General features: G+C 65.4%; 14 protein-coding genes. 7 read left to right on the top strand and 7 right to left on the bottom strand.

All coding sequences use genetic code 11. The annotated features are described in order from the left end of the window. Nucleotides 1-244: 244 nt before the first annotated feature. From putA to JFY56_RS14860, 3 genes are all read left to right on the top strand, one after another. Nucleotides 245-3,427 (top strand): bifunctional proline dehydrogenase/L-glutamate gamma-semialdehyde dehydrogenase PutA, encoded by a 3,183-nt coding sequence (gene putA / locus JFY56_RS14850; protein WP_208314608.1) that lies wholly within the window; start codon nt 245-247, stop codon nt 3,425-3,427. A gap of 300 nt (nt 3,428-3,727) precedes the next feature. Beyond that, nucleotides 3,728-5,245, top strand: coding sequence for a sodium/proline symporter PutP (gene putP, locus JFY56_RS14855; RefSeq protein WP_208314609.1), 1,518 nt, complete (start codon nt 3,728-3,730; stop codon nt 5,243-5,245). 113 nt (nt 5,246-5,358) lie between these two features. Then, nucleotides 5,359-5,583, top strand: a complete 225-nt coding sequence (locus JFY56_RS14860; RefSeq protein WP_208314610.1) for a VF530 family protein — start codon at nt 5,359-5,361, stop codon at nt 5,581-5,583. Nucleotides 5,584-5,697: 114 nt separating this feature from the next. Here JFY56_RS14860 and JFY56_RS14865 read toward each other — a convergent pair whose 3' ends face one another. Next, a complete protein-coding gene (locus JFY56_RS14865; RefSeq protein ID WP_208314611.1) occupies nt 5,698-8,823 on the bottom strand; it encodes a transglycosylase domain-containing protein in 3,126 nt (1,041 codons plus the stop codon). A gap of 840 nt (nt 8,824-9,663) precedes the next feature. Between JFY56_RS14865 and JFY56_RS14870 the strand changes: the two genes are divergently transcribed. Continuing rightward, entirely contained in the window at nt 9,664-11,049 is a 1,386-nt protein-coding gene (locus tag JFY56_RS14870) for an amino acid permease (RefSeq protein WP_208314612.1), read from the top strand. Nucleotides 11,050-11,322: 273 nt separating this feature from the next. On the opposite strand, the gene JFY56_RS14875 is transcribed toward JFY56_RS14870, so the two are convergent. The 3 genes from JFY56_RS14875 to JFY56_RS14885 all read right to left on the bottom strand — a co-directional run bounded on the left by JFY56_RS14875 (nt 11,323) and on the right by JFY56_RS14885 (nt 14,506). Continuing rightward, complete coding sequence (locus tag JFY56_RS14875) at nt 11,323-11,844, bottom strand: RNA polymerase factor sigma-70 (protein ID WP_208314613.1); 522 nt, start codon at nt 11,842-11,844, stop codon at nt 11,323-11,325. 157 nt (nt 11,845-12,001) lie between these two features. Beyond that, the gene (locus JFY56_RS14880) at nt 12,002-13,423 is read right to left on the bottom strand and encodes a TonB-dependent siderophore receptor (protein WP_208314614.1); all 1,422 of its coding nucleotides are present in this window, start codon (nt 13,421-13,423) and stop codon (nt 12,002-12,004) included. 117 nt (nt 13,424-13,540) lie between these two features. Beyond that, on the bottom strand, nt 13,541-14,506 hold the full coding sequence (locus JFY56_RS14885; RefSeq protein WP_208314615.1) for a FecR family protein: 966 nt from the start codon (nt 14,504-14,506) through the stop codon (nt 13,541-13,543). Nucleotides 14,507-14,713: 207 nt separating this feature from the next. Between JFY56_RS14885 and JFY56_RS14890 the strand changes: the two genes are divergently transcribed. The 3 genes from JFY56_RS14890 to JFY56_RS14900 all read left to right on the top strand — a co-directional run bounded on the left by JFY56_RS14890 (nt 14,714) and on the right by JFY56_RS14900 (nt 16,453). Beyond that, nucleotides 14,714-15,142 carry a VOC family protein gene (locus JFY56_RS14890; protein WP_208314616.1) on the top strand — a complete coding sequence of 143 codons (429 nt, stop codon included), beginning with the start codon at nt 14,714-14,716 and terminating at the stop codon, nt 15,140-15,142. Nucleotides 15,143-15,162: 20 nt separating this feature from the next. Then, nucleotides 15,163-15,987: an aldo/keto reductase gene (locus JFY56_RS14895; protein WP_208314617.1), complete on the top strand. Its 825-nt coding sequence runs from the start codon at nt 15,163-15,165 to the stop codon at nt 15,985-15,987. Between the two features lie 94 nt (nt 15,988-16,081). Next, entirely contained in the window at nt 16,082-16,453 is a 372-nt protein-coding gene (locus tag JFY56_RS14900) for a nuclear transport factor 2 family protein (protein WP_208314618.1), read from the top strand. Nucleotides 16,454-16,636: 183 nt separating this feature from the next. Here the strand turns inward: JFY56_RS14900 and JFY56_RS14905 are convergent, their stop codons facing one another. The 3 genes from JFY56_RS14905 to JFY56_RS14915 all read right to left on the bottom strand — a co-directional run bounded on the left by JFY56_RS14905 (nt 16,637) and on the right by JFY56_RS14915 (nt 20,663). Continuing rightward, entirely contained in the window at nt 16,637-18,016 is a 1,380-nt protein-coding gene (locus JFY56_RS14905; RefSeq protein WP_208314619.1) for an L-serine ammonia-lyase, read from the bottom strand. Nucleotides 18,017-18,152: 136 nt separating this feature from the next. Beyond that, nucleotides 18,153-19,559, bottom strand: coding sequence for an MFS transporter (locus tag JFY56_RS14910; RefSeq protein WP_208314620.1), 1,407 nt, complete (start codon nt 19,557-19,559; stop codon nt 18,153-18,155). A 216-nt stretch (nt 19,560-19,775) separates the two neighbouring features. Beyond that, complete coding sequence (locus tag JFY56_RS14915; RefSeq protein ID WP_208314621.1) at nt 19,776-20,663, bottom strand: LysR substrate-binding domain-containing protein; 888 nt, start codon at nt 20,661-20,663, stop codon at nt 19,776-19,778. Nucleotides 20,664-20,735 lie beyond the last annotated feature (72 nt).

A 20,735-nucleotide genomic window follows, 5' to 3' on the forward strand; every position in this document is an offset into this window, starting at 1 on the left:
AGCCCATCGCTTAGATTCGGATCAGCAATTCGCTGCCGGAGAGGAAATGCCCACTCCAGAGTTTTTCGCAAAAACTCCGGAGCCTTGAGCAAGAAACGGCAGGCCGCCTCCCACTAGATTCCGCCATCCGGTTTTTCCGCCGGAGGCTGGCCGTGCCATCGAACCGGGCTGGACCCGGTTGGCGCCGCGGGCTGTACTGACAATTCCTACAAGGCAAACCATGGCTCCAAGAGAGGAGGGCGTGATGTTCACAGCCAGTCACGTCTTGAAAGGCGAATTCCTTACCCGGACCGCCGCCGAGTTCTTCCCCGCGATCAGCGCCAACTACGCGGTCGACGAGGAAGCCTACCTGGGTGAGCTGCTGCAGCTCGCCGATCCTGGTCCCGATGGCATCGAGGCTATCCGCCGCGACGCCCGCGCACTGATCGAAACCGTGCGCGCCCGGGACAACGCCGTCGATACCCTCGACGCGCTCCTGCGCCAGTACAGCCTCGATACCCACGAAGGCCTGATGCTGATGTGCCTGGCCGAAGCCCTGCTGCGCGTGCCCGACGCCGCGACCGCCGACGCGCTGATCCGCGACAAGCTGTCCGCCGCCGACTGGCAGCGCCACCTCGGCCAGAGCGACAACGTGCTGGTCAACTTCGCCGCCTGGGGCCTGGTGATGACCGGCAAGGTGGTCACCCTGGACAGCCGCACCGACGCCCGACCGTCCAGCGTTATCGGCAAGCTGGTGCAGCGCTCCGGCGAGCCGGTGATCCGCGCCGCGATGAACCAGGCGATGAAGCTGATGGGCAAGCAGTTCGTCCTCGGCCGCACCATTTCCGAAGCCCTGAAGAACGGCCGTCCGTGCCGCGAGCAGGGTTACACCTACTCCTTCGACATGCTTGGCGAGGCCGCGCTGACTGTCGCCGACGCCGAGAAGTACATGGCCGACTACCGCAAGGCCATCGACACCGTCGGCGCCGAGCCGCAGGTCGGCCCGGGTCCGCGTCCGTCGATCTCGATCAAGCTCTCCGCGCTGCACCCGCGCTACGAAGTCGCCCAGCGCGAGCGCGTGCTGACCGAACTGTTCGCCAGCGTCCGCGACCTGGCCGTGCGCGCCCGCAATCTGAACGTCGGCATCACCATCGACGCCGAGGAAGCCGACCGCCTGGAACTCTCCCTCGAACTGTTCGAGAAGCTGCTGCGCGACCCGGCCATCGCCGGCTGGGGCGAGTTCGGCCTGGTAATCCAGGCGTACTCCAAGCGCTGCCTGCCGGTGCTGGTCTGGCTGACCCTGCTCGGCAAGGAGCTCGGCGCGCGCATCCCGCTGCGTCTGGTGAAGGGCGCCTACTGGGACAGCGAGATCAAGCAGTGCCAGGTCCAGGGTCTGGACGGCTACCCGGTCTACACCCGCAAGGAAGGCACCGACACCTCCTACCTGGCCTGCGCCCGCTACCTGCTCAGCGAGCACACCCGTGGCGTGATCTACCCGCAGTTCGCCAGCCATAACGCCCACACCGTGACCAGCATCCTGGCGATGGGTGCCGCGGCCAAGGCCGAATCGGGTGAAGAGCGCGAGTTCGAGTTCCAGCGCCTGCACGGCATGGGCGACGCGCTGTACGACACGGTGATCGAGAAGTACCGCAAGAACGTGCGCATCTACGCCCCGGTCGGCGCCCACAAGGACCTGCTGCCGTACCTGGTGCGCCGCCTGCTGGAAAACGGCGCCAACTCCTCCTTCGTGCACAAGCTGGTCGACCCGCGCGTGCCGGTGGACACCCTGATCCAGCACCCGGTCACCCAGCTGCGCCAGTTCAAGACCTTCGGCAACGACCGCATTCCCCTCCCGCAGGCGATCTTCGGCGCCGGGCGGAAAAACTCCCAGGGCATCAACATGAATATCCAGAATCAGTGGAACGAGCTGGAGCTCGCCTACAAGCCATTCCTGTCCCACAAGTGGCAGGCCGCGCCGGTCGTCAACGGCGAGCGCCTCGCCGGCCCGGCCCGGGAAGTGCGTTGCCCGTTCGACCTGGAGAAGGTCGTCGGCAGCGTGCAGTACGCCACCGCCGAGCAGGCCGCCAAGGCCCTCGACGCCCTGCAGGCCGCCTGGCCGCGTTGGAGCGCCACGCCGGTCGAAGAGCGCGCGGCGATCTTCGAGCGCCTGGCCGACCTGCTGGAAGCCAATCGCGGCGAGCTGATGGCCCTGTGCACCCTGGAAGCCGGCAAGTCGCTGCAGGACGGCATCGACGAAATCCGTGAAGCCGTGGACTTCTGCCGCTACTACGCGCAGCAGGCGCGCCAGCGTCTGGTCCGCATCGAGCTGCCGGGCCCGACCGGCGAGCGCAACGAGCTGTTCTACGAAGGCCGCGGAATCTTCGCCTGCGTCAGCCCGTGGAACTTCCCGCTGGCGATCTTCCTCGGCCAGATCAGCGCCGCCCTGGTTGCCGGCAACACCGTGCTGGCCAAGCCGGCCGAGCAGACCAGCCTGATCGCCGCGCGCACCGTCGAGCTGATGTTCGAAGCCGGCCTGCCGACCGACGCCATCGCCCTGCTGCCGGGCGACGGCGCCACCCTCGGCGGTGTGTTCTGCCGTGACGCCCGCGTCGCCGGCGTGGCCTTCACCGGCTCCACCGACACCGCGCGCATCATCAATCGCCAACTGGCGGAGAAACCCGGCGCAATTGCTGCGTTGATCGCCGAAACCGGCGGCCAGAACGCGATGATCGTCGATTCCACCGCATTACCTGAACAGGTGATCAAGGATGCTGTACAATCCGCGTTCACCAGCGCCGGCCAGCGCTGCTCCGCACTGCGCGTGATGTATGTCCAGCAGGACATCGCCGAACGCGTGATCGAGCTGCTCAAGGGCGCCATGGCCGAGTTGAAGGTCGGCCCAACCGACATTCGCGTCAGCGATGTCGGCCCGGTGATCGACGCCGAGGCCAAGGCTGGCCTGGAACAGCACGTCGGCGCGCTCAAGGCCGCCGGCAAACTGATCGCCGAGACCAAGCTGCCCGCTAGCCTGAACGGCCATTTCGTCGCCCCGGTCGCGTTCGAGATCGGCGGCATCGACGAGCTGAAGAAGGAAAACTTCGGTCCGATCCTGCACGTGGTGCGCTACGCCGCCGAAGACCTGGAGAAGGTCGTCGCCGCGATCAACGCCACCGGCTATGGCCTGACCATGGGCGTGCACAGCCGCAACGAGGAGACCGCTCGTCGCATCGAGCACCTGGCGCGGGTCGGCAACCTCTACGTCAACCGCAACCAGATCGGTGCGGTGGTCGGCGTACAACCGTTCGGCGGGCATGGACTGTCCGGCACCGGGCCGAAGGCCGGTGGACCGAACTACCTGCTGCGTTTCGTCAGCGAACGCACCACTTCGGTGAATACCACCGCGGTGGGTGGCAACGCTTCTCTGCTGTCCCTCGCGGACGCCGAGTAAGACCGACAACCGGGCGCCCCGCGCCCGGTTCGTTTTTTCCGATCCGGACCTGATCGTGCACAGGTCCGGCCAGATATCCGCCACCGGGGTGAGACGGGGCGGGAAGGACAGCCGATTCGCCACAAGCGGCGGAAAGGTCTGACGTGAAGTGCCCGGTTGTTTGACCTCGAATGGGGTCTCGTGCATTTCCGGCTTGCGAGAGCAAGCGCCACCGGGGCAGCGCCATCCGCGCGGCCTTGTCAGTCAAGGGCCCGGAGTACCCTGCGGGTCTGGATAAAAACAAGCTTTAGGGGAGCCCCCATGAGCGTCAACACGCCAACACTGATCACCTTCGTGATCTACATCGCACTGATGGTCCTGATCGGCCTCTACGCCTATCGTTCCACCAACAACTTCTCCGACTACATCCTCGGTGGGCGTAGCCTCGGCAGCTTCGTCACCGCGCTGTCCGCCGGCGCCTCCGACATGAGCGGCTGGCTGCTGATGGGCCTGCCGGGTGCCGTATACCTCTCCGGCCTGTCGGAAAGCTGGATCGCCATCGGCCTGATCGTCGGTGCCTACCTCAACTGGCTGTTCGTCGCCGGCCGCCTGCGCGTGCATACCGAGCACAACGGCAACGCCCTGACGCTCCCCGACTATTTCACCAACCGTTTCGAGGACAACAGCCGTGTGCTGCGCATCCTCTCGGCGGTGGTGATCCTGGTGTTCTTCACCATCTACTGTGCATCCGGCATTGTCGCTGGCGCCCGCCTGTTCGAGAGCACCTTTGGCATGTCCTACGAGACTGCCCTCTGGGCCGGTGCCGCCGCCACCATCGTCTACACCTTCGTCGGCGGCTTCCTGGCGGTGAGCTGGACCGATACCGTGCAGGCCTCGCTGATGATCTTCGCGCTGATCCTCACTCCGATCATCGTGCTGTTCGCCGCCGGTGGGGTGGAGCCGACCTTCGCCGCCATCGAGCTGAAGGACGCGGCCAATCTCGACATGCTCAAGGGTGCTTCCTTCGTTGGCGTGATTTCGCTGATGGCCTGGGGCCTGGGCTACTTCGGCCAGCCGCACATCCTGGCGCGCTTCATGGCTGCCGATTCGGTGAAGTCGATCCCGGCCGCCCGCCGCATCTCCATGACCTGGATGATCCTCTGCCTCGGCGGCGCCGTGGCCGTAGGCTTCTTCGGCATTGCGTACTTCTCCGCGCATCCGGAGCTGGGCGGCGCCGTGGCCGAGAACCATGAACGCGTGTTCATCGAACTGGCCAAGCTGCTGTTCAACCCGTGGATCGCCGGCGTGCTGCTGTCCGCCATCCTCGCGGCGGTGATGAGCACCCTGAGCTGCCAGTTGCTGGTCTGCTCCTCGGCGCTGACCGAAGACTTCTACAAGGCCTTCCTGCGCAAGAACGCCAGCCAGCTCGAACTGGTCTGGGTCGGTCGTGTCATGGTGCTGCTGGTGGCCCTGATTTCCATCGCCCTGGCCGCCAACCCGGATAACCGTGTGCTGGGCCTGGTGTCCTACGCCTGGGCAGGCTTCGGTGCCGCCTTCGGTCCGGTGGTCATCTTCTCCCTGCTGTGGAAGCGCATGACCCGTAACGGCGCCCTGGCCGGCATGCTGCTTGGCGCTGTGACCGTGGTGGTGTGGAAGAACTTCATCGGTCTCGGCCTGTACGAGATCATCCCGGGCTTCCTGTTCGCCTGTGTCGGCATCGTGGTGTTCAGCCTGCTCGACAAGGAGCCGAGCGCATCGATGAAGAAGCGCTTCGACGAGGCTGAGGCGGAGTACGCCGAGGCTCACCTGCCGGCTTCGGCTGTTCCTGCCGTCCGCTGATCGTCGCCTGATGAAAAACCGGTGCCCGCCTCTGGCGAGCACCGGTTTTTTCGTTTCAGGGCGCTGTCTGTTGGGGTAAGGTGCCGCGCTGCATTCATCCGGACGAGAACCCCATGAGCGATCAGCCGAAGAACCCCCTGCATGGCGTCACCCTGGAAGCCATCCTCAATCGGCTGGTTGCCGAATACGGCTGGGATGGACTGGCCAAGCGCATCGATATCCGCTGCTTCAAGAGCGATCCGAGCATCAAGTCCAGCCTGACCTTCCTGCGCAAGACACCCTGGGCGCGGGAAAAGGTGGAAGGGCTCTACGTGAAGCTGATGCGGAGCAAACCGTAGGTTGGCGCTGAGCTTGCGAAGCCCAACGATGCACGGTGTTGGGCCGAGCATCGTTGGGCTTCACTGCGTTCAGCGCCAACCTACGAGGGCAGCCCAACATCGGCAGCGTTGGGCTCACTTCCAGCTGACCCGCTGGGTTTCCAGCGGCGCCTGGCACCCGGTGCTGATTCCCGGTTCGAGATAGGTCTGCAGCATCGGCGCCATGCCCTTGAGCACCTGCACCGGTAGCGCCGAGGTGAACTTGAACTTGTCCGCGGCGCTGCCGGCCACGTAGGCGGTGAGGGTGCCGAAGTGGCGCGGGCCGATGTAGAAGACGAAGGTCGCCGTGCGGTTCATCGCCTTCGAACTCTTCACCCAGCCGCTGCGGGTCACGCTCTCGATGCGGTTGTCGCCGGTGCCGGTCTTGCCGCCCATCACCAGGGTGCTGCCGTCGTGCAGGCGGAAACTGCCCTGCAGGCGCCGCGCGGTGCCGCCTTCGACCACTTGCGAAAGGGCGCTGCGCAGGGCCCTGGCGACTTCCGGGGTCATCACCTGGCGCCCGGTGCCGGCTTCCGGCCCGAGGCTGGTCTCGTAAGGCGTGTTGGCGGCGAAGTGCAGGCCGTCGATGCGCAGGGTCGGCAGGCGCACGCCGTCGTTGAGGATGATCCCCATCAGTTCCGCCAGTGCGGCCGGCCGGTCGCCGGAGCTGCCCAGGGCGGTGGCGAGCGACGGCACCAGGTGGTCGAACGGATAGCCGAATTGCTTCCACTGCTGGTGCAGGTCAAGGAAGGCCTCGACCTCCAGCATGATGCGGATGCGCTTGTCGCGGGCGTACTTGTGCCGCGACTTGTACAGCCAGCGATAGACCTGCTTGCGCTCGGCGGTGCTGGCCGCCACGGCGTCGGCGAAGGTGGCCTTCGGCTGGTTCTGCAGGTAGCCGAGCAGCCACAGTTCCAGCGGGTGCACGCGGGCGATGTAGCCCTGGTCGTTCAGATCGTAGGCGCCTGGGCCGTAACGGGTGTAGAGGTCGGCGATGCGTTTGTCGGTGACCTTCTCGCCGGCGTACTTGGCCTGCTTCAGGCGCGTCTGGATGAACTCGGAGAAGGTCGCCAGGTCCGCCTGCGGCTGCAGGTAGCGGTGGATCGCCGCCAGCCGTACCGGCCAGGTACGCAGGCCGTCGAGGAAGGTTTCCAGGCGTTCGTCGGTGTTCTTGCCGCGGTATTTCTGCCAGAAGCGCAGCAGGTAGACCTGGCTTTCCTTGTCGACGAAGCGGTCGAGGTATTCCTGGCGCCGCGGGTCCTTGTCGTCCGCCAGCACGGATACCTTGCTGCCCGGATTGCTGTAGATGTCGTGGCGGATCAGGTCGCGCAGCAGGCGCACGAAGGGCAGGTTGATCGACTCGCGCAGGGCGTCCTGGATGGTCGGGATGCGCCCGTTGTCTTCCTTGCGGAAGTTGCTGAAGGTGTGGATGCCGCCACCGGTGAAGAAGCTTTCGTAGGGGCTTGCCGAATACTTCCGTTGCAGCGCGGCTTCGAGCATCGGCGGCAGGCTGCGGTCCTTGTGGGTCATCAGGTAGTCGATGGCCCATTTGTTGATGAAGTCCAGCGGCACGACCTGGATGCTCTTCAGCTCTTCGTTGGACAGGTGCGCATAGTCGCGATGCAGCGTGGCAACGGTTTCCAGGTAGCTGGCCAGCACGCGCAGCTTGGCGGTGGAGCCGAGCTCCAGCTTGCTGCCTTCGTTGATGTCGAACGGCTGATTGGTGTTGTCGGTCTGTACCCGTACGCGGTTGCCGCTGGGGGTGCGTTCGAACAGGGTGAAGCTGTAGCGCACGTCCTGGGTCTTGTCCTCGGACAGCAGGCGCTCGCCGAACAGGCCGACTTCCGCGGCGAAGGTCGGGTCGGCAAGTTTTTTCAGATAGGCGCTGACCTGTTCCTGCAGTTCGTGCTGCAGGGTGGTGGTGAACGTCATGTCGAAGCGGTCGAGGTCATACAGCGGCACGTTGAGCATGCCGGCCAGGCGGGTGCGCGCCAGGGTCACGCCCTTGTTGGCCTCCAGCGGCTGCACGGTCGGCTCGCTGAGCGGGTCGCGGAAGCGCAACTGGGCTTCGAGCGCCGCGTCGCGCAGCGGAACGCTGATGACGTTGGACTGGGCCAGCAGGCGCAGGTAGCTGTCGGTCAGCTCGGCGAGGGATTCGCGTCCGCGTGCCAGGTAATAGGACGGGCGACGGTGGGCGATCATCAGCGAAACCACCTGGCGCAGCGCCTGGCCCTGTTCGTCGAGGTTGACGCCGCTGGCGGGCGGGGCGCTCAGCAACTGGTTGACCCGCTGGAAGTCGCTGCCGTACCAGATCCACAGGCCGTCGGGCAGGCCGCTGACCTCGCCGTAGCCGGCCTGCGCGGAGAGCGGCACCGAGTTGAGGTAGGTGAGCACGATATTCTTGCGTGCCTCGATGTTTTCCGCGCCGCCCATGTAGCTGCGCACGCTGGCCGAGGCCATCTGGCGCAGCTTGTCGGTGATCGAGTTGGTCCGGCCGTCCGCCGAATGGCGGTACTTCTCGATCTGCGTCGCCAGGGTGCTGCCGCCGGGCGCGTGCCCGCCGAAGCCGACCATCTTGCCGACCTGGGCCACGGAGGCCTGGGTGAAGCGGCTCCAGTCGATGGCCGGGTTGTGGTACGGGGTATGCGTGTCCAGCAGGTTGCGGTTCTCGATGAACAGCAGGCTTTGCACGATCAGCGGGGAGATGCTGTCGAAGCTGCTGTAGAGCCGCTGCGGATAGCGGAAGTTGTAGATCGGCAGGCCGCGGCAGTCGTAGACGTCCACGCCGGCCTGGGCTTTTTCCGGGTAGGGCGGGAACATCCCGTACCCGCTGTACTGCATCAGCGGCTCGGAGAAGCGCACCTGGCTCAGGGTCACGTAATTGCGCTGGTGCAGGCGTTCGAGGAAGGTCGGCAACTGCAGGTAGCCCAGGCGGCGGTCGTAGGGCCCCTGCTGCGGGTAGACCACCTGGCTGGTCGGGCCTTGCGCGAGTTCCCAGGTCAGGCTGCGGGCGTAGTTCGACAACTCGCGTGCCTGCAGCTTCGAGGTGCGTGCCTCGTAAAGCAGCGCCGCCCCGATCGCTGCCAGCAATGGCAGCAGGAACAGGAACAGGACAAGGAACCGGTGATGGTGAGTGCGAGTTTTTTTCGGAGTAGATCCGGGCTCCGGGCCGCCCGGCTGGCCTGCAGGATTCTGCGTACCGGAATGCGACGACCTGTTCATATTCTTACTACCTGCCCATGCTTGAAAAAGCCTGAGTAAGTGGGGTTTCCCCCACATGCAACGACACCGTCCGGGTGCCGGGAAGGCCCGTCCCCACTAGCCTTCCTACTTCCTAGAGTAGTTGGCGGATGAAAATCTGCTTGTGCCTTCGCGTTTGATTTCCGGATGCTCTGAAGGTGCCCACCCTGAAGGCCTTTTGCCATGCGTTTTGCCCTGTTCACACTTCTGACCGCTCTGGCGTGCGGTGTTCACGCTGGCCCGATGCCATATTTTCTCTGGCAGAGCCGCCTGGATGGCGGACTGGTTTGCCGACAGACGTCACCCGGCGAGGGCTGGAACAGGATCGGCGGTCCGTTCCGCGATGCCGGATGCCGCCAGCCGGCGACCGGGACAGCGGTACCCAAGGGGCTGGCGCTGCCGAAACCCCAGGCATAGTGGGGCGAATCCAGCCGACAGGTGGCAGGATTCGCCCGCTGGCCGGCCGAGCGGTTCTGGACCGCTCCCTCGGCTCGATCCTGCTCGCTCTCGGCCTGCGCCTGGCGCTCAGCGAACGTGCCTGACGAATGGTCTACATCTTTGGTCGCATAGCTGACTGTCCCGGGCATGACGCTCCGGGGAGACTTGTGTAAGCTCCGCCCCCGACCTCAGCGTGGTAACTCCCGCGATGCCCACGTCCGCTCCACAAGAGCGGGCAGCCTCTTGCGGTGTGCCGTCATGGAATCCCCGACGAACTCCAGCTCCGTGCCTCGGCGCGGTGGCGGAGCTTTTTCGTTTTCCCTATCCCGACGGCACGTACGAGTCCATTGCTGACACCCCAAAAACAAAACTGAGGTTGTTCTTATGTCGTCCAATGATCTTTCACGGGATCTGAACGAGCGGCACATCCGTCTCATGGCTCTCGGCGCGTGCATCGGCGTCGGCCTGTTCCTCGGCTCGGCCAAGGCCATCCAGATGGCCGGTCCGGCCATCATGCTCTCCTACATCATCGGCGGTCTCGCCATCCTGGTAATCATGCGCGCCCTCGGCGAGATGGCCGTGCACAACCCGGTGGCCGGTTCCTTCAGCCGCTACGCCCAGGACTACCTCGGCCCGCTGGCCGGCTACCTGACCGGCTGGAACTACTGGTTCCTCTGGCTGGTGACCTGCGTTGCGGAAATTACCGCCGTGGCCATCTACATGGGCATCTGGTTCCCCGACGTGCCGCGCTGGATCTGGGCGCTGGCCGCGCTGGCGAGCATGGGTGCGATCAACCTGATCACCGTGCGCGCCTTCGGCGAGTTCGAGTTCTGGTTCGCCCTGATCAAGATCGTCACCATCGTCGCGATGGTCGTGGTCGGCCTCGGCATGATCGTCTTCGGCTTCGGCAACGACGGCATCGCCACCGGCATCGGCAACCTGTGGAGCAACGGCGGCTTCATGCCGCATGGCATCAGCGGCGTGCTGATGTCGCTGCAGATGGTGATGTTCGCCTACCTCGGCGTGGAAATGATCGGCCTCACCGCCGGCGAAGCGAAGAACCCGCAGAAGACCATCCCGGGCGCGATCAACTCGGTGTTCTGGCGCATCCTGCTGTTCTACGTCGGCGCGCTGTTCGTGATCATGTCGATCTACCCGTGGAACGAGATCGGCACCCAGGGCAGCCCGTTCGTGATGACCTTCGAGCGCATGGGCATCAAGACCGCCGCCGGCATCATCAACTTCGTGGTGATCACCGCTGCGCTGTCGTCCTGCAACGGCGGCATCTTCAGCACCGGCCGCATGCTCTACAGCCTCGCCCAGCACGGCCAGGCGCCGAAAGCCTTCGCCAAGACCTCGAAGGGCGGCGTACCGCGCAATGCGCTGATCCTGTCCATCGTCGCGCTGCTCGGCGGCGTGGCGCTGAACTACATGGTGCCGGAAAAGGTATTCACCTGGGTGACCTCCATCGCCACCTTCGGCGCGATCTGGACCTGGGCCATGATCCTGCTCGCCCAGCTGAAGTTCCGCCGCGGCCTGAGCCAGGCCGAAGTCGGCAAGCTGCAGTACAGGATGTGGCTGTACCCGCTGAGCTCCTACCTGGCCATGGCCTTCCTGGTCCTGGTGGTGGCGCTGATGGCGTACTTCGAGGAGACCCGCATCGCCCTGTACATCGGCCCGGCGTTCCTGGTGCTGCTGGTGGTGCTGTACTACGCGCTGAACCTCGCTCCGAAGAACGAGCAGGTCGGTGCACTGAGCCGTTCCGCCTGATTCGGAACCGCCATGAAAAAGGGCCTCGCATGAGGCCCTTTTTCTTTTGCGCGTAGGTTGGGCTGAGGTACGAAGCCCAACGATTTTGCCCCGGTGCGTGTTGGCGTTGGGCTTCGCTGCGCTCAGCGCCAACCTACGTCCCGGTCATCCGCCAGGCCCTTTTTTCTTTTGCGCGTAGGTTGGGCTGAGGTACGAAGCCCAACGATTTTGCCCCGGTGCGTGTTGGCGTTGGGCTTCGCTGCGCTCAGCGCCAACCTACGGGTAATCCGCCTGTCAGTCCCCCAGCGTCCTGCGGCAATGGATCAGCGCGTCGCGGATCAGCGCATTCACCAGCGCGGGGGAGACGCCCAGGCGTTCGGCGATGTCCTTCTGCTTCATGCCGTGCACGCGGCACATCTCGAAAGCGTAGCGGGTCCGTTCGGGCAGTTCGGCGAGGGCGTCGGCGATGCGATCCAGTTCCTGGCGGTCGGCGACCTGTTGCTCGGGGGCTGCCGGATCGACGAGGCCGATGGCGGCGCTGTCGTCTTCGTCGCCGATCAGCCGCTGTTCCCGCGAGCGGCGGCGGGAATGGTCGATCGCGAGATTGCGCACCACGCCGACGAGATAGGAAGCGTGGCACTTGATGGTGCTGGAAAGGGAACCGGAGTCGAGTTTCAGGTAGGCGTCGTGGACGATGTCTTCGGCGTGGCTGCGGCAGCCGGTGATGCGCGTGGCGAGGCCGATGAGGAAGCTGCGCTTCTCGGAGAAGACCTCAAGCAAGGGGGCATTGCCCTCGGCCGTACCTGGCGTTCGCATGAGGCACCTGTAGTCGTTTGCTGCTTCGGCTGTGCTCGCGAATCTATGTCAATCGAGAATCATTTTCAACAGATTTGCGTGGCCAGTTACCGCTTTCCCGAATGAAAAAAGCACGCGCCGCGGCAGTGAACCGTGGCGCGTGCTTTCTATCGCAACATCACCAGTTGTAGGTGACGGTCCCGTACACGGTGCGCTGCTGGCCGTACTGGCAGCCCATGTTGCTGAAGCAGCCCGCTACGTATTCCTCGTCGAACAGGTTGGTGGCATTCAGCGCCACTTCCACGCCCTGCAGCGAGGAATCGATGCGGCCGAGCTGGTAGCTGACCAGCGCGTCGATCACGCTGTAGCTGTCCACCTTGAAGCTGTTCGCCGAGTCGCCGTAGGTGCTGCCGACGTAACGCGCGCCGCCGCCGATGCGCAGGCCTTCGAGTGTGCCGCCCTGGACGATGTAGTCGGCCCACAGCGATGCCATGTGCTCCGGCACGCGGAACGGCGTGTTGCCCTCGGTGCCCAGGTTGGATTCGGTGACCTCGACGTCGTTCCAGGTGTAGCTGCCGAGCAGGTTCAGGCCCTGGGTGACTTCCACCTTGGCTTCCAGCTCGATGCCCTTGGAGCGCACTTCGCCTTCCTGGCGCACTTCGCCGAAGGGCAGGAACTCGGTGAGGTTTTCCCGGGTGAGGTCGAACGCGGCGATGGTGAACAGCGCGTTGTAGTCGTTCGGCTCGTACTTCAGGCCGATCTCGTACTGCTTGCCGATGGTCGGCTCCAGCTGGGAGCCATCCGGAGTCCGGCCGATGGTCGGCAGGAACGACTCGCTGTAGCTCGCGTAGGGCGCCAGGCCGTTCTCGAACACGTAGACGACGCCGGCGCGCCCGGTGAACTTCTCGTCCTTCTGCGTCTGCGGGAAGCGGTCGTCGCGCTGGTCGCTGGTCCAGTCGTAGCGGCCGCCGAGGACGAAGACCCAGTTGTCGATCTTCATCTGGTCCTGCAGGTAGACGCCGGTCATGCTGAGCTTCTGCTCGTAATCGGAGCCGAAGGCGGGCACGAAGGTCTGCGGCTGGCCATAGACCGGCTGGAACACGTCGAACACGTCGAACACGTCGAGGGACAGGTCCACCTGTTGCTGCTGGTCGAACTTGCCGTTGTTGTAGTCGAAACCGGCGAGCGCCGTGTGGTTGACGGCGCCGGTGGCGAAGTCGGCCTGGGCCTGGCCGACGACGCTGGTGCTCGGCAGGGCCAGCGCGGAGTCGTCGCCGCTGCCCAGGGTGACGCTGTTGCCGTCGACCTGGTAGCTGATCGGCGTGCCTTCGAGCAGGCGGCGCAAGGCTTCCTCGGGCTCCATCCGCCCGCTGACGCCGCGGCTCCTGATGCCCCGGACGGTGTCCTGGCCGTAGACGATCTGCAGGTTGGCCTGCTCGCCGAGGGCGGTCAGGGCGGACGCCAGGCTCTGCGCCGGAATGTTCAGTTGCACGGGCTCGGCCTGGCCAGGCATCGCCGCGGTGAGTGCGAGCCCGAGCGCGGCGGCGGTCACGCAGCGGCGCAGACGTTGCCTGGATAGGTCCGGAATCCTGTCGATCATGTTGCTCCCCGTATGGTCCCTAGGTGCCGAATGGTGGCGGCTTGATGGTGTTTCCTGAAGGACGAACGGGGATCGGATTTCTTCAGAGGATTATTGAAGAAGCCCTTCGCGGGTGATTCACGGGGTAGTGCTGGAGATCAGGATGGCGCCATCGCGCTGCTGCAGGTGCACGGGCAGGATGCGCGGCAGGGCGACGACCAGACGTTCGAGGCTGGAGGTGTCGTAGATGCCGCCGATGCGCAGTTCCGCCGCGCTGTCGTCGGCCAGACGCAGGGGTTGCGGCAGGTAGCGGTTGAGCAGGGGCAGGGCGTCGCGCAGGCTGATGTCGTCGAGGATCAGCTTGCCGCCGCGCCAGGAAGTCACGCTGGCGATATCCGCCTGGCCGACCTGCAGTTGCGTGCCGGCCACGAGCACCGCCTGCATGCCGGGGGTGAGCTGGACCGTCTGGTCGATGCTGTTCGATGGCGGCGGCGAGACCAGCACCGAGCCCTCGCTGACCGTCACCGCAGTGCGCTCCGGCGTCGTCCAGATGTTGAACTGGGTGCCGGTGACCCTCACGCCGCCGTTGTCGGTGCGGACCACGAAGGGATACTGGGCGTTGTGGTAGACCGAGAAGAACGCTTCGCCGCCCTTCAGCAGCACGCTGCGGCGGTCGACGTATTCCAGATAGAGCATCGGCGTGCGCAGGTTCAGCTCCACTCGGCTATGGTCGGGCAGGATCACCTCGCGGCGCTCCGGCTGGGCGGCGTAGTAGCGCGCATTGGCCGGCAGCAGGCCGGCCCACCAGCCCACCGCCCACAGACCGCCGACCACCAGCAGCAGGCAGGCCGCCCGTGCCAGCTGGTAACCCGTGCCATGCGTTTTGCGCTTCGGCGCGCGTAGCGGCAGGCTGGGCGGCAGCTGCGCGCTGAGCTGCCATATCTTGCACATTGCCTTGTACTCGGCGGCATGCGCCGGATCGGCTTCGTACCAGCGCTGGAACTCCCGTCGTTCCTCGTCGGAACAATCCGCTTCGTGCAGGCGCAGGCACCAGTGCGAGGCAGCCTCGCTCAATGCGGAATCGGTACGGGAACGATCGTTCATCGGGTTCTTCGTGGCGTCTGGGGGAGAGTGCTTCGGCGGGTAGAGCGTCAGCCTGCAACAGCAATCTCCGCCCCGGCAGTCTATTGATCTTGACAGGTTCTTGCCAGATCACCTCTTGATCGCGTCTGTCTGGCCGCCTGACGACGAGCGGCGCATGCCGGCGTCTATGCTGTTGGACATATTTTCCTTGCCGTTCCGGAGGTCGCCATGCCAGCCCCTGACAGTCACCCGCGCGCCACTGTCATCCCCTGCCTGCGCTACCGCGACGCGCCGGCGGCCATCGAGTGGCTGTGTTCGACCTTCGGTTTCCAGCGCCATCTGGTGGTGGCCGACGAGCAGGGCGGCATCGCCCACGCGCAGCTCGCCCTGGCCGACGGCAGCGGCATGCTGATGCTCGGCTCGCTGCGCGACAACGCCTACGGCCGCGCGATGCGCCAGCCGGACGACGTGGGCGGCTGCACGCAGAGCATCTATATGGTGGTTGCGGATGCCGAAGCGCTGTATCGCCAGGCGCTGGCCGGCGGCGCGCAGATCGTCATCGATATCAAGGACGAGGACTACGGCGGCCAGGGCTTCACCTGCCGCGACCTCGAAGGGCATGTCTGGAGTTTCGGGACCTATGATCCCTGGCACTGAGCAGATCGAAGGAGTTGGCAATGAATGAAGTGGTTTTCGCCGATGGCGCCCGCGTACCGGCCATCGGCCAGGGCACCTGGCGGATGGGCGAGGACAGCCTGGCGCGCAAGCGCGAGGTGGCCGCCCTGCGCGAAGGCATCGAACGCGGGCTGACGCTGATCGACACGGCGGAAATGTACGGCGAAGGCGGCGCCGAGGACGTGGTGGGCGACGCCATCGACGGCCTGCGCGACAACGTCTTCCTGGTCAGCAAGGTCTACCCGCACAACGCCAGCCGCCTGGGCATCCCGGCGGCCTGCGAGCGCAGCCTGCGGCGCCTGGGCACCGACTATCTGGACCTCTATCTGCTGCACTGGCGCGGCCAGTATCCGCTGGAGGAGACCGTCGACGCCTTCGAACGCCTGCGCGAGGAGGGCAAGATTCGCCGCTGGGGAGTTTCCAACTTCGACCTGGACGACATGTCGGAGCTGAATCAGTCGGCCTGCGCCACCAACCAGGTGCAGTACAGCCTGGAAGAGCGCGGCGTCGAGTGGGACATGCTGCCCTGGTGCCAGCAGCAGCGCATGCCGCTGATGGCCTACTGTCCGATCGGCCAGGGCGGCGCGTTGTTGCGCAACCGGGTGCTGCGCGAAGTCGCCGAACGCCACGGCGCCACGCCGGCCCGCGTGGCGCTGGCCTGGCTGATCCGCCAGCCCGGGGTGATCGCCATTCCCAAGGCGGTGGACGGCCTGCACATCCGCGACAACGCCGCCGCGCTGGAACTGCGCCTGGATGCCGACGATCTCGCGCGACTCGATCAGGCGTTCCCGCCGCCGTCGCGCAAACGGCATCTGGCGGTGGTTTGATGGTGGTCTGAGTGCACCGTGCGTCGCACCTTCCAGGGCCTCGAATGGCGCGGTGCTAGCCTTTCCTCTGCGTCAACCGGGAGGGCAGGAACAGATGATCGATCAAACAGCCGACATCGCCGCGATCACGCGGGTCGTCGAGCACTATGTCGACGGCATGGTGTTCGCCGACGAGTCCCTTCTGCGCGAGGCCTTCCACCCGTCGTGCAAGATCATCGGGCACTACCATCGCGAACTGGAATGGCTGTCGCTGGACGAGTTCATCGGTGCGATCAAGGCGGAAGGCCCGGCGGAAGAGGGCACCGCACCGTTCTGGGAGATCAGGACGCTGGACATCACCGGCGACTCCGCGGTGGCCAAGGTGGTCGACGACTACCTCGGCATGCGCTTCACCGACTACCTGTCGCTGCTGAAGATCGACCAGCAGTGGGTGATCATCAACAAGCTTTATTACCTGCATGTGTGATCCGGCGGGGGATGCAGGAGCAACTGTCTTGCATCCTATGTAACTACGTGGCTGGGCCGGAACCCGCGTAGGTTGGTGCTGAACGCAGTGAAGCCCAACGATGGCAATGTTGGGCTTCGCGTTGCTCAGCGCCAACCTACGGTGGGCATTGCAGCCCGCCCTCGAAATCGGCGGCAAGCCGACTCAACAGGCAATCACATTCACCGCCAGCCCGCCCTTCGAGGTCTCCTTGTACTTGTCCATCATGTCGCGGCCGGTGTCGCGCAGGGTGTCGATGGCCTTGTCCAGCGACACCAGGTGCTGGCCGTCGCCGCGCAGGGCCAGTTGTGCGGCGTTGATCGCCTTCAGCGAGGCCATGGCGTTGCGCTCGATGCACGGCACCTGCACCAGCCCGGCGACCGGATCGCAGGTCAGCCCGAGGTTGTGCTCCAGGCCGATCTCGGCGGCGTTCTCCACCTGTTCCAGGGTGCCGCCGAGAATTTCCGCCAGTCCGCCGGCGGCCATCGCGCAGGCCGAGCCCACTTCGCCCTGGCAGCCGACCTCGGCGCCGGAGATCGATGCGTTGAGCTTGCACAGGATGCCGATGGCGGCGGCCGTCAGCAGGTAGCGCTCGACGTCGTCGGCGCTGGCCCGGGGTTCGAAGCGCATGTAGTAGTGCAGCACCGCCGGGACGATGCCGGCGGCGCCGTTGGTGGGAGCGGTGACCACCCGGCCGCCGGCGGCGTTTTCCTCGTTCACCGCCAGCGCCCACAGATCCACCCAGTCCATGGCGCCGAGGGTGCTGGCGATCAGGTTGCCGCTGCCGGCCTCGTTCAGCCGGCGAAAGAGCATTGGCGCGCGGCGGCGCACCTTCAGCCCGCCGGGCAGCGTGCCTTCGGTCTCCAGGCCGCGCTGCACGCAGGCCTGCATCTCGTCCCAGACATGCGCCAGACCAGCGCGGATTTCCGTATCGCTGCGCAGGGCGCGTTCGTTGGCCCACATGAGGTCGCTGATCCGCGTGAAACCGTGAGCGTGGCACAGGCGCAGCAGTTCCTCGGCGCTGTGGAAGGGGTAGGGCATGGGGTTGTCGGGCAGGGCGCGCTCGGTGTTGAAGTCCGCCTCGTCGACCACGAAACCGCCGCCCACCGAATAGCAGACGCGCTCGGCCAGCAGTTGCCCGTCGTCGTCCAGGGCGAGCAGGCGCATGCCGTTGGGATGCGCGGGCAGGCTGCTGTCGTGGAACACCAGGTCGCGGGACGGGGTGAAGTCGATGACGTGCTCACCGTCCAGGGCCAGGCTGTGCTCGGCGAAGATGGCATCCACCAGCGGCGCCAGGGCGGCCGGATCGGCGTCCGCCGGGTCGATGCCGAGCAGGCCGATCAGGCAGGCGCGGTCGGTGGCGTGGCCCTTGCCGGTGGCGCTGAGGGAGCCGTAGAGGTTCACCTCGACCCGCGCCACCTGCCGCAACTGGCCGACGTCGCGCAGGTGATCGACGAACTCGCGGGTGGCGCGCATCGGCCCCACGGTATGCGAACTGGACGGCCCGACGCCGGGCTTGAACATGTCGAAGACGCTGAGGGTCATGGCTGCAATCCTCCTGCCTCTCCAAGCATGGACCCTGACGCGGCGACGCGCTCGTCCGCTTGCCGACAGGCGGCGGGAATGAAAAACGCCCTCTGCCGTTTCCGGAAGAGGGCGTCGTCGGCTCAGCGCGTCGAACTCAGGCGAGAGCCCGTTGCGCACTCGGCTGGCCGACTGGCTCCTGCCTGCTGGCCGCAGCGATCTCCTCACGCAGTTCCTCGGCGTCGGCCTTCTCGGCGGTGGACAGGTCGCTGGCTCTGAAACCGGTGAGTTTGAGCAGGGCCAGGGTGCAGACCAGGGAAACCACCGCGTACATCGCCGAGGCGATGGCCACGCCGACGATGCTGCCGGTGCTGTTGAGAATCCACTGGGCGAGGACCGGCGTACCGCCGCCGACCAGCAGCGAGCAGAGCTGGTAGGCCAGCGACAGGCCGGTATAGCGCACGCGGGCCGGGAAGGCGCGGGCGAGGATGCCGCCCACCGCGCCGTAGAACATCGCGTGCGGCACGGTGGCCAGGCACATGCCGACGGCGGCGATCCAGTAGATCTGGGTTTCCACCGCGAAGAACATCGCCGGCATCAGGATGAACTCCGGCAGCACCATCAGGCAGACCGCCTTGCGCATGTCGATGCGCGAGGTGAGCAGCGCGCCGATGGGCTGGCTGATGAACTGCACCACCAGGGCGATGACGATGATGCTGAGGAAGGTGCCCTGGCTGTAGCCCAGCGTCTTGGTCGCCCAGGACAGGGCGAAGGTGCTCTTGAAGTAGGTGACGTGGATGATCGGCAGCACGCCGGCGCCCAGCAGGACGATCAGCCAGTGCTTGCGCAGCACCTCCGCGATCGGCAGCTTCACGGTCTTCTTCTGCTGCAGCAGGCGCTTCATGTCTTCCGACTCTTCCAGCCGCAGGCGGATGACCATGCCGACGATGACCAGGGCCGCCGAGAGCAGGAAGGGAATGCGCCAGCCCCAGAGGATGAAGTCGGAGGCCGGCAGGCTGCTGAGGCCGAAGAACACCAGGGTCGCCAGCAGGTTGCCGGTGGGCGAACCCTGCTGGGCGAAGGCGGCGTAGAGGATGCTCTTGCCCTTGGGCGCGCTTTCGCTGGCGATCAGGATGGCGCCACCCCATTCGCCGCCCACCGCGATGCCCTGGATGACGCGCAGCACCACCAGGGCGATCGGCGCCCATATGCCGATTTCGCTGTAGACCGGCAGCACGCCGATGCAGGTGGTGGCGATGCCCATCATGATCAGGGTGATCACCAGGGTGTTCTTGCGGCCGATCTTGTCGCCGAGGTGGCCGAAGATGATGCCGCCGATCGGGCGGGCGATGAAGCCGGACCAGAGCGTGACGAAGGACAGCAGGGTGGCTACGCCCGGGTCCATGTCGCTCGGGAAGAACACCTTGCCGAATACCAGCGCGGCGGCCAGGCCGTAGATATAGAAGTCATACCACTCGATGGTGGTGCCGATGAAGGAGGCGATACCGGCCTTGCGGGCCTTCTTGTGGAGGGTGGAGTCGTCCGGGGTCGTTGTGCTCTGCATGGGGCATGTCCTGATTATTTTTGTTTTCCGCAGGCACGCAGGCCCTTGCCGTGTTGTTCGGGAACGGCTGGGGAAGCGAAAACGATAGGTTTCGCCGTCTTGCGTGCGTCGGTTTTGGCCCGGGGTGAGCGGAGTCTATGCGGCACCTGGCGGAATAAATAATCTTTTAATCTTATTGTTCGATAATCGATTTCATATGCACGGGCCGCGCGGGGCCTACGGAGTGGCCAGGCAGGTTTTCATCGCCGCGAGGAAGCTTTCCGCCGCCTGCGGCGCGTCATTGGCGGAGAGAATCGCGTGCAGTTCGGAGAGCGCGCCGGGCTGCTCGATCTCCAGGCAGCTCACCTGGTTGTTCCAGGCCAGGCACAGGCTCTTCGGCAGCAGGGCGACGCCCATGCCGAGGCTGACCATGGTGGCGATGGTCTGCCAGAGCCGCGCCTCGTGGCGGATGTGCGGGCTGAAGCCGGCATCCACGCAGCGGGCGATGATCAGGTCGTGGTAGTGCGGCGACACGTTGCGCGGGAAGAGGATGAAATCCTCGTCCCTGAGCTCGGCGAGGTCGATCCGCGAGCGGCCGGCCAGCGGGTGCTGCAGCGGCAGGCAGCAGAGGAACGGGTCGGCGATCAGGCATTCGGAGACGATCTCCGGCGGCAGCTTGCTCCAGTGCACGAAGCCGATGTCGATTCGCCCGCGCTGCAGCGCCAGGGCCTGTTCCGAGGTGTTCATTTCCATCAGCACCACTTCCATGTTCGGGTGCTCTTCTTCGAAGCGCGTCACCGCCTTCGGCAGGCCGCGATAGAGCATGGAGTTGACGAACCCCACGCGCAGCTGGCCGACCGTGCCCTTGGCCGACAGCTGCGTCAGGCGCTTCACCTGTTCGGCCTGCAGCAGCAGGTTGCGCGCCTCCTCCAGCAGGACCTGGCCGGCGTTGGTCAGCTTCACCGACTTGTTGTTGCGTACCAGCAACTGGATGCCCAACTGATCCTCCAGCTTCTTGATATCGAAGCTCAGCGCCGGCTGGGAAATGAACAGGCGCGCCGCCGCGCGGCCGAAATGCAGCTCTTCGGCGACGGCGATGAAGTAGCGGAGTTGCTTGAGATCCATGAGGGCGCACGCATTTCTACGATTTGTTTTTCTTATCGTAGGGGATTTTTATTGTATTGGATACTTATCGAA

The organism is Pseudomonas schmalbachii, from assembly GCF_017589465.1.
Lineage (GTDB): Bacteria > Pseudomonadota > Gammaproteobacteria > Pseudomonadales > Pseudomonadaceae > Pseudomonas > Pseudomonas schmalbachii.

Bases quoted from the DNA above. Each gene is read 5' to 3' on its own strand.
- JFY56_RS14860 (WP_208314610.1), top strand. From the start codon at position 5,359: ATGAGCGATCAGCCGAAGAACCCCCTGCATGGCGTCACCCTGGAAGCC.
- JFY56_RS14895 (WP_208314617.1), top strand. From the start codon at position 15,163: ATGAATGAAGTGGTTTTCGCCGATGGCGCCCGCGTACCGGCCATCGGC.
- JFY56_RS14905 (WP_208314619.1), bottom strand. From the start codon at position 18,016: ATGACCCTCAGCGTCTTCGACATGTTCAAGCCCGGCGTCGGGCCGTCC.
- JFY56_RS14870 (WP_208314612.1), top strand. From the start codon at position 9,664: ATGTCGTCCAATGATCTTTCACGGGATCTGAACGAGCGGCACATCCGT.
- JFY56_RS14890 (WP_208314616.1), top strand. From the start codon at position 14,714: ATGCCAGCCCCTGACAGTCACCCGCGCGCCACTGTCATCCCCTGCCTG.
- JFY56_RS14885 (WP_208314615.1), bottom strand. From the start codon at position 14,506: ATGAACGATCGTTCCCGTACCGATTCCGCATTGAGCGAGGCTGCCTCG.
- JFY56_RS14910 (WP_208314620.1), bottom strand. From the start codon at position 19,559: ATGCAGAGCACAACGACCCCGGACGACTCCACCCTCCACAAGAAGGCC.
- JFY56_RS14915 (WP_208314621.1), bottom strand. From the start codon at position 20,663: ATGGATCTCAAGCAACTCCGCTACTTCATCGCCGTCGCCGAAGAGCTG.
- JFY56_RS14875 (WP_208314613.1), bottom strand. From the start codon at position 11,844: ATGCGAACGCCAGGTACGGCCGAGGGCAATGCCCCCTTGCTTGAGGTC.
- JFY56_RS14880 (WP_208314614.1), bottom strand. From the start codon at position 13,423: ATGATCGACAGGATTCCGGACCTATCCAGGCAACGTCTGCGCCGCTGC.
- JFY56_RS14865 (WP_208314611.1), bottom strand. From the start codon at position 8,823: ATGAACAGGTCGTCGCATTCCGGTACGCAGAATCCTGCAGGCCAGCCG.
- JFY56_RS14900 (WP_208314618.1), top strand. From the start codon at position 16,082: ATGATCGATCAAACAGCCGACATCGCCGCGATCACGCGGGTCGTCGAG.
- putP (WP_208314609.1), top strand. From the start codon at position 3,728: ATGAGCGTCAACACGCCAACACTGATCACCTTCGTGATCTACATCGCA.
- putA (WP_208314608.1), top strand. From the start codon at position 245: ATGTTCACAGCCAGTCACGTCTTGAAAGGCGAATTCCTTACCCGGACC.